This window comes from Photorhabdus sp. RM96S (assembly GCF_042879335.1).
Taxonomy (GTDB): Bacteria; Pseudomonadota; Gammaproteobacteria; order Enterobacterales; family Enterobacteriaceae; genus Photorhabdus; species Photorhabdus kayaii.
Genome location: NZ_JBHFKT010000007.1, coordinates 111,467 through 124,746, shown reverse-complemented (window position 1 = coordinate 124,746; position 13,280 = coordinate 111,467). Strand labels below are relative to the sequence as shown.

At 33.2% G+C, this 13,280-nt stretch carries 16 protein-coding genes and 2 pseudogenes; 13 read left to right on the top strand and 5 right to left on the bottom strand.

Annotated features, from left to right (window positions below):
* Positions 1–263: 263 nt before the first annotated feature.
* Complete coding sequence (locus ACGF49_RS06485; RefSeq protein ID WP_228901679.1) at positions 264–482, top strand: hypothetical protein; 219 nt, start codon at positions 264–266, stop codon at positions 480–482.
* Entirely contained in the window at positions 472–1,455 is a 984-nt protein-coding gene (locus ACGF49_RS06480; protein ID WP_387490198.1) for a T6SS immunity protein Tli4 family protein, read from the top strand. The genes ACGF49_RS06485 and ACGF49_RS06480 overlap by 11 nt, the downstream gene beginning before the upstream one ends.
* A gap of 216 nt (positions 1,456–1,671) precedes the next feature.
* Here the strand turns inward: ACGF49_RS06480 and ACGF49_RS06475 are convergent, their stop codons facing one another.
* The 4 genes from ACGF49_RS06475 to ACGF49_RS06460 all read right to left on the bottom strand — a co-directional run bounded on the left by ACGF49_RS06475 (position 1,672) and on the right by ACGF49_RS06460 (position 4,399).
* Positions 1,672–1,866 carry a hypothetical protein gene (locus ACGF49_RS06475; RefSeq protein ID WP_146748068.1) on the bottom strand — a complete coding sequence of 65 codons (195 nt, stop codon included), beginning with the start codon at positions 1,864–1,866 and terminating at the stop codon, positions 1,672–1,674.
* Positions 1,867–1,941: 75 nt separating this feature from the next.
* On the bottom strand, positions 1,942–2,610 hold the full coding sequence (locus ACGF49_RS06470) for a LuxR C-terminal-related transcriptional regulator (RefSeq protein WP_113041721.1): 669 nt from the start codon (positions 2,608–2,610) through the stop codon (positions 1,942–1,944).
* 376 nt (positions 2,611–2,986) lie between these two features.
* A complete protein-coding gene (locus tag ACGF49_RS06465; protein WP_228901678.1) occupies positions 2,987–3,673 on the bottom strand; it encodes a PAS and helix-turn-helix domain-containing protein in 687 nt (228 codons plus the stop codon).
* 36 nt (positions 3,674–3,709) lie between these two features.
* Positions 3,710–4,399, bottom strand: a complete 690-nt coding sequence (locus ACGF49_RS06460; RefSeq protein WP_349010587.1) for a PAS domain-containing protein — start codon at positions 4,397–4,399, stop codon at positions 3,710–3,712.
* 680 nt (positions 4,400–5,079) lie between these two features.
* Here ACGF49_RS06460 and ACGF49_RS06455 point away from each other — a divergent pair.
* Both ACGF49_RS06455 and ACGF49_RS06450 read left to right on the top strand, forming a co-directional pair.
* Entirely contained in the window at positions 5,080–5,247 is a 168-nt protein-coding gene (locus ACGF49_RS06455; protein ID WP_271859144.1) for a hypothetical protein, read from the top strand.
* A 356-nt stretch (positions 5,248–5,603) separates the two neighbouring features.
* Positions 5,604–6,228 (top strand): annotated as a pseudogene (locus ACGF49_RS06450) (hypothetical protein).
* A 35-nt stretch (positions 6,229–6,263) separates the two neighbouring features.
* Here ACGF49_RS06450 and ACGF49_RS06445 read toward each other — a convergent pair.
* A pseudogene (locus ACGF49_RS06445) lies at positions 6,264–6,437 on the bottom strand (IS4/IS5 family transposase); the annotation flags it as partial.
* A gap of 348 nt (positions 6,438–6,785) precedes the next feature.
* Between ACGF49_RS06445 and ACGF49_RS06440 the strand changes: the two are divergent.
* The 9 genes from ACGF49_RS06440 to ACGF49_RS06400 all read left to right on the top strand — a co-directional run bounded on the left by ACGF49_RS06440 (position 6,786) and on the right by ACGF49_RS06400 (position 13,128).
* Positions 6,786–7,043 carry a radical SAM protein gene (locus ACGF49_RS06440; RefSeq protein WP_113041724.1) on the top strand — a complete coding sequence of 86 codons (258 nt, stop codon included), beginning with the start codon at positions 6,786–6,788 and terminating at the stop codon, positions 7,041–7,043.
* An 80-nt stretch (positions 7,044–7,123) separates the two neighbouring features.
* Positions 7,124–7,981 (top strand): radical SAM protein, encoded by an 858-nt coding sequence (locus ACGF49_RS06435; RefSeq protein WP_113041725.1) that lies wholly within the window; start codon positions 7,124–7,126, stop codon positions 7,979–7,981.
* Positions 7,982–8,001: 20 nt separating this feature from the next.
* Positions 8,002–8,169, top strand: a complete 168-nt coding sequence (dynB, locus tag ACGF49_RS06430) for a dynobactin A family peptide antibiotic (protein ID WP_217469848.1) — start codon at positions 8,002–8,004, stop codon at positions 8,167–8,169.
* Between the two features lie 51 nt (positions 8,170–8,220).
* Positions 8,221–8,688, top strand: coding sequence for a hypothetical protein (locus ACGF49_RS06425; protein ID WP_387490189.1), 468 nt, complete (start codon positions 8,221–8,223; stop codon positions 8,686–8,688).
* Positions 8,681–9,946, top strand: a complete 1,266-nt coding sequence (locus ACGF49_RS06420) for an HlyD family secretion protein (RefSeq protein ID WP_387490186.1) — start codon at positions 8,681–8,683, stop codon at positions 9,944–9,946. The genes ACGF49_RS06425 and ACGF49_RS06420 overlap by 8 nt, the downstream gene beginning before the upstream one ends.
* A gap of 3 nt (positions 9,947–9,949) precedes the next feature.
* Positions 9,950–10,561 carry a cysteine peptidase family C39 domain-containing protein gene (locus ACGF49_RS06415; RefSeq protein ID WP_387490183.1) on the top strand — a complete coding sequence of 204 codons (612 nt, stop codon included), beginning with the start codon at positions 9,950–9,952 and terminating at the stop codon, positions 10,559–10,561.
* Positions 10,562–10,569: 8 nt separating this feature from the next.
* A complete protein-coding gene (locus ACGF49_RS06410) occupies positions 10,570–11,658 on the top strand; it encodes an ABC transporter transmembrane domain-containing protein (RefSeq protein ID WP_387490180.1) in 1,089 nt (362 codons plus the stop codon).
* A gap of 62 nt (positions 11,659–11,720) precedes the next feature.
* Positions 11,721–12,308: an ATP-binding cassette domain-containing protein gene (locus ACGF49_RS06405; RefSeq protein WP_387490244.1), complete on the top strand. Its 588-nt coding sequence runs from the start codon at positions 11,721–11,723 to the stop codon at positions 12,306–12,308.
* A gap of 283 nt (positions 12,309–12,591) precedes the next feature.
* The gene (locus ACGF49_RS06400) at positions 12,592–13,128 is read left to right on the top strand and encodes a hypothetical protein (RefSeq protein WP_349010589.1); all 537 of its coding nucleotides are present in this window, start codon (positions 12,592–12,594) and stop codon (positions 13,126–13,128) included.
* The last annotated feature ends 152 nt before the right edge of the window (positions 13,129–13,280 follow it).

Sequence of the window (13,280 nt, the reverse complement as noted above, 5' to 3'; positions counted from 1 at the left end):
GCTATGAGGTTATCTTGATGTTATTAAATATTTTGTTCAACATGCTGTTATATCGGTGGTGACAATGGGGGGCATTAAAAAATTGTATTTTTTTGAAAAAAAGAGTTGATCTTTATCAGCACCCGTTAAGAAGATAGAAAAATTCAGAAATCGCTTATCCTGTTTATGCATGATGTTATGCAGCGGCTTTTGCAGTAGATGCTCCTTTGAAAGTAGCTAGTTCCAGTTTACCGAAGGATTTACGTATTGATATAGGGAGAATAATGGAAGTAAGTTTACAACGTGAATTCATTATTGCCGCTGAACTAGTCAATCGCTATGCCAACGGCATGCTGCTCAGTACGCTGTTTTTTCATGAAGCTCTCAACCGTGATGCGAAAAAAGATAGGCACTTATATTCTGTGGCAGTGATATTTCTCTGCCCATTATTATCCCGTTTTAACCTAAAAAGGAAAAGAGAAGGAAAAGAGAATGAAAACTGAAATATTAGCCAATATGCAGACTCGTTGTATCGGGCGTTATCTGATTGATATTCCCTTGGCATTTGAAAACATCATCAACAATGAGATATTTATTGGTGATGCAAAAATAGAAACCAAGCGTATGCATCTATCCGCATTTGAACAGCGCATAGAGATAAGAGAGCAAAAATTAAGGACGACTAAAACTGCCGATCCGAAAGATCTGCCCTTTTTAAAGAAAGTTTATCATCTCCAGGGAAAATTATATGGCGTGATTTTTGATAGAAATAATAGTGTCAGTGAACCCGGCTTTTCCAGAATATTAGAAGCCCATTTATATGATAATGAGGTTGCTTTTATTATAGAAATGAAATTTATAGAAATATCAGATGATAAATATAGTTATTCAAGAGACCTTTATATAAAATCTGGATTGAATGAAAGCCAATATAAAATACTTTCTCAAACTCTGGACAAAATGCAAAGGCTAATTGCCAGAATCAGTGGCAGAAAGGATAGCGATATTCCGATAGAGGCAGGGATCTGTATCCCTGATGGTTTTATTGCCGACTATAATAGTGAAAAAGAAAATATAAAGTTTGTCTATCAAGGAAATCAGGATGATAATTTCACATTCAGTCTTGAAATTATTAATGACTTTAAAGGGGAAGGCACTTTACTTGAACGTATTAGTGCGATTGAAAGGGATTGGTTTATTAACTATGGCAAGATAATAAGAAAGGGGGAAAGAGAAATAAATGGGATTCATGGGGATGAGTTATTAGCAGTAGATATGCAATCTCTTGACAATAATCCGCGTTATCAATTTGATTTTATTGCAAATGATATGGTATTGAATGATAAAAAAATCTGTGTTGTTATTATGTTAATGAATTACCAGTTACCTGCAACGCCATATACCGAAGATGAATTGATCGCGTTTTGGGATGCAATCACGAAAACCTTTCGTAGAGGACCGGATGCTTTCGAATAGCGATGAAGTGAGAGGGATAGTGTTTTAAATAATTCACTAATGGGATCATCCGTCCATCAAAGCGCTTTCGACGGGACAGATTATATTGGAATTGAAAATCAGAAATCCATGTTGATATTAATATAAAATGAATTTTCTCCCTTGTTTGTAAATTTCTGGTGCTATTATCTCGGTGTCGAAGTAAATAAATTTTTAAATAAGAAAAAAATAGAAAAATTATTTTAATTCGTTTTGCCATAATAGCGTTAATAATGTTGTTTCAGCGGTAGCCTTATTAATATACCCGTCATCTTTCAAGTTGCCTCTTTGTTGGCTGCACTCACTCACCCCGGTCACATAGTTCGCTATGCTCCCGGGGATTCGTTCCCTTGCCGTCGCGATGCATCTTGAAATCCATAGGGTATAGATCAAGGCTACCGCTATTTATTCTGGTACGTCCAGATTGAATATTATTGTCATGAACAGAATAGTTTAATAATAAAATTGTTATGACAATAAGAATTTTTCTGGTACATAATGATGAAAATTATTCGCTAAACAGTATTCTTCCAGTTGTTGGCTGGAATGAATCCCTATCTTGTTATATATCTGGGCCATATAGGTTTCAATGGTACGATAAGCAATATTTAATATCTGTCTAATTTGTTGTCTGGTGTATTTTTGTAAAAAGAAAAAAATGATATCCCATTCACGTGGCGTAAAAATATCGCTTGGGGGTTGAAGTATAATGGATGCGGGTAGTTTTTTATAATATTGATGTAGGCTGGCTAATGAGTAGCTTTTGGCTTCCCAACAATGATACATGACGCCAATACAATTTCCATCTTCATGATAAAAAGGCAATTTTTCACAGAAGTAAGATGATAACATTTGATCTTGTCCGAATATATGTGTTTCAACTGAACATATTCTCTGTCCTTTTGCCATGACCATACTATCTTGAATAATAAATTCCTTAGCAAATTCAGCTCCATCCCAAGGGAGTTCATGATCATAAAGTCCATCATAATTAAATGAGGCTTTAAAATTATGAATATATTTCTTTGTTGCTGAGTTACCATAAATGAAATTTGAAGAGCTATCTTTTATTCCCCACGGCTCATTGCTGATTTCCATCGTATTGATAATTTGAGGTGATATCGTATAGTTCTTCATAAAGACTCCTTGAAAATTTTCAGCTTAAATAAACGTTCTACTTTGAGATCCCCTAGCGCTTTCTGGGATATAGCGATAAAATTGATGTTTTTCATAAGAATTTTCTAGTGTTATATATTATGGCAGCATGAATTGTTGCTTGTTATTTGACTTATTGTTTTGGTTGCCTGTTTATTATATTTAAAACAATGAGTTATGTAGTAAGGCTTCTTGCAATCAAATAATTTATTAATATTATGAATGAATTATTTTGTTGCTGGATTGCCGTAAATAAAGCATGAAGAACTATCTTTTACTTCCCTACAGTTCATTACCTAATCTGAGGTGATATTGTATAGTTCTTCTTCATAATAAAAATTTTATTGTGATTTAGGGCCTAAGGAAATATTCTGCTTTTCGGTTTCACAAATCTCTCTGGCACGTAGAGGTCATAGTCATTCATGCGACAATAGTCTTCTAATTGACGACTGGAATGAACACCAATTCGTTTATATATTCGTGAGAAATGGCTTTCAACCGTACGATAGGAAATATTCAGTATTCTACCTATTTGCTTACTGGTATATTTATGTAACATGAGGAAAATAACATCCCATTCCCGTTGCGTAAATATATCGGTTGGTGGAGAGAACAGAATAGATGATGGTAGTTTTCCATAAAATAGACGGGTAAATGAGAAATCCTGAGCTTTCCATGCGTGGAGCATGGTACCGACACATTCGTTATCATCATTATAGAATGGATATTTTTCACAAAAATAAGATGATAAAAAATTATCTTTCCCATGAATATGTGTTTCAAGTGAACATACTCTTGCGCCTTTCTCCATTACAGTTTTATCATGAATAACAAATTCTTTTGCAAATTCAGCGCCATCCCAGGGAATTTCATCATCATACCGGCCTTCATAATCAAATGAATCTGAAAGATTATTGAGATGCTTAAGTGCTAAATTACCATAAATAATACATGAATTTTTATCTTTGATCCCCCAGGGGTCATTACTTTGCTTCAGGGTGTTAATGACTTGAGATGAAATATTGAGCTTATTAAATTTTCTCATAATGAGATCCTACTGTGTAATTAATATTTTATAAATTTACAATTCCTTACTACCGATAGTAATAAAACGTTCAGGAATATAAAGATGATAGTTATTCTTCTTACAGAAATCTGCTAATTCCATCTGTGGTGATAAATTAAATTTCTGGTAAATTGACTGAATATGATTAACAACATCTTCTGTGCTCATCGTTAATTCTTCACCGATGCTCTCTTCATCTTGTGAGCGCAGGGTTAGAAAAAGCACTTCCCACTCAGTTTGCGTCAATATATTATTTGGTGGCGTAAATTCCAGGTTTGATGGCGATGTTTTGTCATAATAGTAAGAAACAGAAAAATCTTGAGGTTGATACATATGAAAGAAGATCCCAATGCAATCATTATTCTCATCATAAAGGGGAAATTTATCACAAATATAGCTTTGTTTGACGTTATTTTCTCCAAACCGATGTGTTTCTAGTGAAGTGATGCGTTGCATAGTTTGGATGGCTTTTTGATCCTGACGGTGGACTTCTTCTGCATACTCGGCGATAGGCGAGGGTAATTCACCCGTGGTAAGCCCGATAATATCGAAATCTTCAGGAAGGTTGAGTAGTTGATAGAAAGCAGGGTTAGCATAAATAAATCTTGACTGATGATCTCTGGCGCCCCAAGGTTCATTGCTTTTGTCCCACATCAGGGTTAATTGTGGTGTAATGAGAGTGGATTTGTTTCGTATGTTTGACATAGTAACTCCTAAATTCCTATTTAAATCATTATCTGAATGGTTGCTTTTTCGATTATGTCTTAAGTGGACAGCCATATAATAGAATATAATGCTTTTCTCGTCAAAAAGCGTATGTTTATTAATTGAATTTTTACTATTTAATAATGAAACTTTAAATGGCAAGAAATATAACCATATATACTATTTTAGATGAAGATTATTTAAATGATTTATTGAAAGAGTAGGTAGAGGCTGTTGCTGTGCTCGCTGCTGTGCCTGATATCAGCTATTTTAGCTGAAAAATAGCTACTGTTAATGGTAAATAATTGCAGATTATAGTTGAAATTATCAGCATCCTCATTGTTGTCAGTTGTTAAATAATTATTTGTCCTAATGCTTAAGAGCTATTCTGTTAAACGATTTGATTTATTCGTCTTTGTAATAAAGAACAAATCTGAACAGCGGCGTGAAAAAAATAGTGGTTTTTGGTCATATTTTTGATGTGGCATTAAGATTGAACTAAATAGATTACGCCTATTGGGATAGGCTCTAAGTATATGCTCTTGGTTTTTTACCTTGTTTGTGCTCATTACCCTTTTAAAAGGGGTGTTGACAATAGTGACTCTCTTGGGATTAAGTAGTAAATACTTAATGAACAATGCTAGCATAAATTTGGTTTTTTATTGGAATTTAATTTTTTCTTGATGCTATCTGTTACTTCACATGTATATACCCTATGGATTTCAAGTTGCATCGCGACGGCAAGGGAACGAATCCCCGGGAGCATAGATAACGATGTGACCGGGGTGAGTGAGTGCAGCCAACAAAGAGGCAGCTTGAAAGATGACGGGTATAACACGCAAGTTTAATGGGAAGTAAAAAGATCGGCAAAGATGAGCTTGATATGACAAAAGGCACGGAGGTACGTTCTTATGATGCCTTTTAGGTCGTGGAAGATATCAACAGTGGATGGAACAGTAGAAACGCAACCATTGTTGTTGAACTTAGGGTTCAATATGGCTACCATCGATCGAAGGTACAGTTATCAATTTGATATACCCTATGGATTTCAAGATGGATCGCGACGGCAAGGGAGAGAATCCCCGGGAGCATAGATAACGATGTGACCGGGGTGAGCGAGTGCAGCCAACAAAGAAGCAATTTGAAAGATGACGGGTATAACTCGTCCTTTTTAGATGATTAGCGGGGAATAGGAGGAGGTTATATGCCAGCAAGATTGGTAAATCCTGAAAAGGTTAATGAGGTTTTCGCTCATCTGAATGAAAGCTCAGATAATCATACCCTCTATACTGCGTTGATGAATGGGGTTGATATTACTGATCAGATAAAAGGGTTGTTGCTTTCGCCTGGTTCGTGTTGATGGTCGATTTGGTAATCGTATCAGTCAATCCCACTTCGAGCTGGCGTTGGTTAACGATGTGTCTCAAGAAGTCGTCTACTATAACAGAGTTATTATACAGCCTGATGTAGTATTAAATCGCCGCCCTGTAACACAAATTCTTGTTTGGCGTATTCTGAAACGTGAACATCGAACGGTTTTGCATGAACTGGCTGGTCAGGTGTTCTTCGGTTACTTGCTCGAATCTTATAATGTGATTGTGTCAGATATGAACCAGACTTATGACGGTATTTCTTTTTGGCAGGCCCGTATGTATGACGCGCTGGCGTATAATATGCATGTTTATGCTTATGATATGATTACCTGTGAGTTGCGTAAGATTTTGACCCAGAATGATGTTAGTCGCCAAGAGTCTTGGTTATGGGGAGATCCTGAACATCATCAGAATAGATTGGCAATTATTTCGAAAAGTGAATTACCCATCCAATAGACCCACTTTGTGTTGAGGGTCCCCACAAATCATCGCTAATAAACCAACACCATATTTCGGTAGGTTTTAGCGAGGTGTTTTAATACATTTTTAAGTGTTATTTCTATTAAAATGAACGGAGAGTGTTGTAAGACATTCTCTGCTAACGTTAAATATGAAATGACTCGCCTTGATTTAACGCTATTTGCCTGATATCTCAAGTGTATACCCTATGAATTTCAAGATGCATCGCTACGGTAAGGGAACGAATCCCCGGGAGAATAGGTAACTATGTGACCGAGGTGAGTGAGCGCAGCTAACAAAGAGACAACTTGAAAGATAACGGGTATAAATAGTTATAGATATTTACATCTATAGTTAATTCATATAACAATTTGATTTAAATCAACAAAAAGGCTTTTATTTATTTTTTATTGTTAATAAGATGTGTTACATTTCAACCAGTGTTCTATAGAATTAAAAAGTGAGCAAGTTTATATGGTGAGTATATAAGGAATTATTGTTGTTTCCTTATATTGTCATTTCGATAGAAATGAAAAAAGAAAGGAAATATTAATATGCAGCTTGTAAATATAATAAAACCAACACATAGATGTAATTTGGCATGTAAATACTGTTATAATGAAGATGAAAGACAGCCTATTATGTCATTGGAAATATTGGAAAAAACAATTAAAGATACGTTTGAATATGCCAATAAAATAAAGGTTTTTACTTATGTCCATTTTATATGGCATGGTGGTGAACCGATGTTTCCAGGTATTAAGTTTTATGAAAATGTTATTGCATTTCAAAAAAATATAGTAACGGCATAAAGTATTTAAATGCCTTACAAACAAATGGAACATTTATAACTCAAAGATGGTGTGATTTCATTAAGGAAAATAATTTCTTTATGTCCATATCCATTGATGGACCAAAAGAAATAAATGATAAAAATAGAGTAACTCACAAAAATATTGGAAGTTTTGATAAGGTCTTTGAGGGTGTGAAAAAATTAAGAAGAAATAAAATTGAAGTTGGCTGCGCACTAGTAATTAGCAAATCAAGTCTAGGTTATATAGATGAAATATACAATTTCATGCTAAAAAATAATTTGCCATTTAATGTTATCCCATTAAATAAATCAGGAAACGCTGTAGATAATTATACAGATCTAGGATTAGATCCTGATGAATACTATATACCTTGGAGTAAATTATACGACAAATGGTTTTATGCAGCCCCTGAGAACTATATATTTATTTCTGATTTTGTAAGAAAAACTCAGGCAATATTAGCAGGAAGAGCAGCAGATTGTTTAGGAATGTCTCAATGCGGTAACACTACTTTCTCTGTTGATCCTATAGGCGATGTATATCCATGTGCAAGCCTTTCCGCTCAACCCGATATGAAATATGGCAATCTTCAGAATAACTCTATTCTAGAATTAATGACTGGGCCACGGGCCACTTTGTATAGAACACGGGAGAGTTTCGATTCATGTCAAAAATGTAAGTGGCAACATGTATGTCACGGTGGTTGCCCTGCAAGGGCATATAAATATAACGAGAATAATATATATAATAAAGACTATTATTGCCCAAGCTTATATAAGATATATGAGCACATAGAAAGAAGACTAAATGAAAAAGGTTTAACAGCAAGTAAGCTATATGATAAACACATGAGTGACGGTCTGCTTGGAACTGATGCTTTCTTAGAAGTCAAAAAGCATAAATCCAAGTTAATAGAAGTAGTAAACATTAACTAATTGATAATAAGGAACTAACTATGAAAGACTTAAAAAAGAGTAGCTCTTGGAATAAAGCATTGTTAGATTGCGTAGGGGGGTCAGGAAAGGATGTCGGAAAAACCGTAGAGCCTAAAGAAGTGAATAAACTTGTGAAAAAGGCTGCAAGTCCTGGTTGGGATGGTAATATATATAAATATAGTTTTTAATTAGTGAAAAGGAGGGGGTAATTCCCCTCCTACTGTTAAAGAGAGGATTGTATGGTAAACAAAGAGAAAAAATTAATATTTCTTATTATTCTAATCGTATCTATACTGACTTCTTGTGTAGGTTTTGTGATTCATGTTATCAACTCCGAGTGGGTAGTTCCTTATATAAGGCATGAAGTAAGCAATATAACTGTAGCCCCGTCTTGGGATGTTAGATATCTTGCTGCATTAACAAGTTTAGAGACAGGATTGGGTATAACATTTTTATATATTCTCATAAAAAAGAGTCTTCCTACATATACCCCTATCACAAGAGGTATCCTTATGTGGTTAATTGAATTAGCAATCATGGGACGGCTTGTTAGGCAACCATTGATGGACTATGCTATAGGAAATCCATTTACAATATCTGTTTTACAGAATTCAGTATCATGGATTAACTGGTTTTTTATTTGCCTTATAACCACGTGTTTGTATGACTATCTAATTAAAATTTGGGGCCAAAATAATAATGGATGATAGTATTTTTAGAAATTTAAATAAAGAGAACGATGAAAATAGGTGGGTTGCAAATACAATAATTAAAATTTACCCATCTTCTCTTTTCTTATATTCAATAGTGTTTTTTTTGATATTTTTTCTTTTTATTTTAATATTTGTACTAAAAATAAACAATAGGGTTTTGATTGAAGGTGAGATCCATTCATTTCCCTCTACTATAATCATAAGATCACCAATAAAAGGTTATATAGAATCTTCTACTTTTGATGTGCTAAAACCAGAAAAAGTATTGGAAGGAGATATTATTTTTAGAATAAAAAATATTGATGAGGATATTAATGGTGATCTTAAATTGCAAAAGATAAAACAATTAAATTCAATGGCTGACAAAGTAAATGGCAATATAATCAAAAAAAAAGAACTAAAAATTAAGGTTATAGAATTTTATGAGAGAAGCATAAAATTTACTGAGAAAGAAATACAAAAATTAAGTAAAGAATTAGAAGAATCAAACAGATTGATTCAGGATTATAATAAAACAAGAAAAAAATTTGAAGATTACTTGAAGAAAGGACATGTAACTATAGAACAGCTTAATTCAATAAACAACAATTATACTCAAAATAAGATTAGCTATATAAGCATGTATCAACAATTAAATTCTTTACAAGAAAAAAATAGTCAGCTTATTATAGATAGAGATAATAAATTAAGCGATATTGAAAATTCGATAGCATTGTTACAAGAAAAAGAAAATGATATTAATTTGAAAAAGATTGATATAAATTCTGATTCTACTCGTGTCATAACCTCACCTATTAATGGAGTATTGGATTATCAATATAAAACTTTAGGTCAGGAAGTGACTAAAAATGATGTTTTGGTAAAAATCTCACCGAAAAAGGTAGATTCATATTTTATTATATTTAATATTAGAAGCGACAGCTACCCTTATATAAAAATAGGCAGTAAGGTAAATATTAGATTTAGTTCATACCCGTTTCAAAAATATGGTTCATTTGAAGGAATAATAGAAACGATTTCACAATCAACAGTGAGTAATGAAAACAGTATGCTGCAAAATCCAGAAAAAAACATTAAAATAGATCACGATAATTTTTATTCTATAAAGGTTAGGTTGACAGACAAAAATATAACTCAACTAAGATTGGTAGCAGGCATGAAAGCAGAAACTTCTTTAATAGTTGAAAGTAAGAGCATTTATAATTTAATGGTAGATAAAGCTAAGCGTTATTTGAAAAAACACACGGAGTAAATCATGAAGGATAATAATTCTCTGTTTGATTTTATCCCTGATTTATTTTTTAGAAAAAAAATAAATATTATTTATCAAGAGAGTATTGCCGATTGCGGACTAGCATGTATATCCATGATACTTTGCTATTATGGGTGTGATACAACTCTGAAAGAACTAAAAGGAAATAATAATTTTGACTCTAGAGGATTACGGTTAAAAGATTTATTAGAGATTTCAGAAAACAATAAGTTAAATACAAATGTATATTCTTTGGATGTTGATGAAATTAACCTTTTAAAAAAACCTTGCATACTCCATTGGGATATGAATCACTTCGTTATTTTAGAAAAAGTCAATAAAAACAAATTTTTTATATTAGATCCAGAGAAAGGAGAAAGGATCTTATCTATTAATGAAATATCAAAACATTTCACTGGAGTCGCAATAGAACTAACGCCAACACCGGAGTTTAAGAAAAGGTCTTCTTTTAATAAAAAAACAATTAAATTAATAGATCTTTTCAAAAGCTCCAAAGGACTGTCGAGTGCTCTTTTAAAAATATTTGCAATATCTATACCCTATGGATTTCAAGATGCATCGCGGCGGCAAGGGAGCGAATCCCCGGGAGCATAGCAAACTATGTGACCGGGGTGAGTGAGTGCAGCCAACAAAGAGGCAACTTGAAAGATGACGGGTATATACTAATAGAGAGCATTACTCTTACTATACCAATAGGAATCCAATTAATAATGGACCATGTTATAGTAACAAAAGATACGCTACTATTGTCATCAATATGTATTTTTCTTATTTTTTTTACTTTAGTAAAAACTTTTTCCGATATCATAAGATCCTATATGTCTCTTTCTATAAATATTCTTTTGGATATACAATGGAAAAACAGTCTTTTTAGTCATTTATTAAGAATACCAATTCACTATTTTTCTAGTAGAAAACTAGGTGATATCCAATCTAGGTTTAACTCAATTGAAAACATAAGGGAAACATTTTGCAATAACATTGTTGATTTAATCATTGATTTCCTAATGATAATTGGACTGTTGAGCATGATGATTATTTATGGTGGTAGCCTAACGATTGTTGTCATCTTATTTTCGGTATTGTATTTTTTAGTTAAAATAATTGTTTATAAAATTTATAAGAATGCTTCTGATAAAAAAATTCAAGATGAAGCTACTATAAACTCTTTTTTTATGGAAAGTCTTTATAGCATGCCGACAATTAAGATTCTCGGCATTCTTAACAATAGACAAAGGATCTATAGTGATAAAGTAAAAACTTTAAACAAATCTGAAGTAAAGAAAAAGAAAATAGAAATTATTACAATCGCTCTCAGTTCAATTATTATTGCACTTGATCAAATAGTTATACTTTGGGTTGGTTCATACTTAGTAATAAACAGTACAATTACTATAGGAATGTTTATCGCGTTCAATACCTACCGAGGTCAATTCTCGGATCGTATCACGAATATAATCAATAAATCAGTAGAGCTGAAATTATTATCATTACATAACGAAAGATTATCTGGAATTGCTTTGCAAGAAAAAGAAATATTTAAAAAAAATATTAATTCTGAAAGTTATGATATAGCATCTTTAGAGTTATCACATGTTTCTTATACATATGATGAATCAAACTATACAATATACCCGTTATCTTTCAAGCTGCCTCTTTGTTGGCTGCACTCGCTCACCCCGGTCACATAGTTTGCTATGCTCCCGGGGACTCACTCCCTTGCCGTCGCGATGCATCTTGAAATCCATAGGGTATATCAGACTTCTCAATAAAAATTGAGGGCGGTGAATCTGTTGCAATAGTAGGACCTTCAGGCGCGGGAAAATCTACTCTTATTAAAATAATGAGTGGTCTCATTAAGCCTCAATCAGGTGAAGTTTTATTTAATAATCTTGATATTTATAGTTTAGGTGTAAATAATTACAGAAAAAATATTTCTTGTATTTTACAGGAAGACAAGCTTTTTTCTGGTACAATTGCTGAAAATATTTCAGGATTTGATGATGATATTGATATGGAGTACGTTACTGAATGTGCAATTAAAGCTAACATACATAATGAAATAGTTAGTTTCCCAATGGGGTATTATACACAGTTGAGTGAACTGGGTGGAAGTATCTCAGGAGGGCAGAAACAGAGAATAATGATTGCCAGAGCGCTCTATAAAAAACCAAAAATTATATTTATGGATGAAGCAACAAGTCATCTTGATACAAACAATGAATCTATTGTTAACAAATCTATTGCAAATTTAAACGTGACTAGAATCATTGTTGCTCATAGAGAATCCACTATTCAAAGTGCTGATAGAGTTATTCATTTAAATTCTGAACCTAAATGATAAATGCAGAACTAAAGGCTGCATAATATTAATCTGGTGGCGATTTCGATCTAGTATAAATTCAGTAATCCTACTCCCTTAGGAGTTATATGAACAGATATAAACTATCGCTGGATTAATAACTAAGAGATGTAATATTTGGTAAAGACATTTGGGTAGTAAGTATAATGGGTAAAATGAAATTACAGCTATCAAGTGTTACAAACGGGATTTTCTAATGTGGGTAATATTTAAGCATTCATGCGGTTGCCCTGGTGAATTACCCATCCAATAGACCCACTTTGTGGGTTTTTTCATAATCGATCTGAATGATTCCATTATAATTAACTTGCGATATACCCAATGGATTTCAAGATGGATCGCGACGGCAAGGGAGCGAATCCCCGGGAGCATAGATAACTATGTGACCGGGGTGAGTGAGTGCAGCCAACAAAGAGGCAACTTGAAAGATGACGGGTATATATCAATCCTCACCCAACGCGCTATCCCTCATTGTAAAGTCTATAAATTTCCAGAACAGTGTTTGAAGTCTAATTTTGCTATTAATTTAACTCATTATAGTTATACCCTATGGATTTCAAGATGGATCGCGACGGCAAGGGAGCGAATCCTCGGGAGCATAGATAACTATGTGACCGGGGTGAGTGAGTGCAGCCAACAAAGAGGCAACTTGAAAGATGACGGGTATAGTAATATTGTATTTATTGGTCGTATTTATTTAGATCAGAGTAATGGGAGTGAACTGTTGTTTTTTACTATCGATATTTTCTTGAAAAGAAATAAGTTAAATTTTCCTGCATTTCTGATGCAACAATGTTAATAATTTAACCTTAGTAATTTTATTTATGAAAATTTTTTTAATTATTCCAATAAAAACAATAAATTAGCCTGTAGTTTAATCTTGTTTTTCACTATTTTATTTGCATTGTTAATATCAATGTAGGGATATAGGGCAATATATGGGGGGTAAAC

Bases quoted from the DNA above. Each gene is read 5' to 3' on its own strand.
- ACGF49_RS06425 (WP_387490189.1), top strand. From the start codon at position 8,221: ATGGTAAACAAAGAGAAAAAATTAATATTTCTTATTATTCTAATCGTA.
- ACGF49_RS06420 (WP_387490186.1), top strand. From the start codon at position 8,681: ATGGATGATAGTATTTTTAGAAATTTAAATAAAGAGAACGATGAAAAT.
- ACGF49_RS06470 (WP_113041721.1), bottom strand. From the start codon at position 2,610: ATGAAGAACTATACGATATCACCTCAAATTATCAATACGATGGAAATC.
- ACGF49_RS06460 (WP_349010587.1), bottom strand. From the start codon at position 4,399: ATGTCAAACATACGAAACAAATCCACTCTCATTACACCACAATTAACC.
- ACGF49_RS06480 (WP_387490198.1), top strand. From the start codon at position 472: ATGAAAACTGAAATATTAGCCAATATGCAGACTCGTTGTATCGGGCGT.
- ACGF49_RS06485 (WP_228901679.1), top strand. From the start codon at position 264: ATGGAAGTAAGTTTACAACGTGAATTCATTATTGCCGCTGAACTAGTC.
- ACGF49_RS06415 (WP_387490183.1), top strand. From the start codon at position 9,950: ATGAAGGATAATAATTCTCTGTTTGATTTTATCCCTGATTTATTTTTT.
- ACGF49_RS06465 (WP_228901678.1), bottom strand. From the start codon at position 3,673: ATGAGAAAATTTAATAAGCTCAATATTTCATCTCAAGTCATTAACACC.
- ACGF49_RS06440 (WP_113041724.1), top strand. From the start codon at position 6,786: ATGCAGCTTGTAAATATAATAAAACCAACACATAGATGTAATTTGGCA.
- dynB (WP_217469848.1), top strand. From the start codon at position 8,002: ATGAAAGACTTAAAAAAGAGTAGCTCTTGGAATAAAGCATTGTTAGAT.
- ACGF49_RS06435 (WP_113041725.1), top strand. From the start codon at position 7,124: ATGTCCATATCCATTGATGGACCAAAAGAAATAAATGATAAAAATAGA.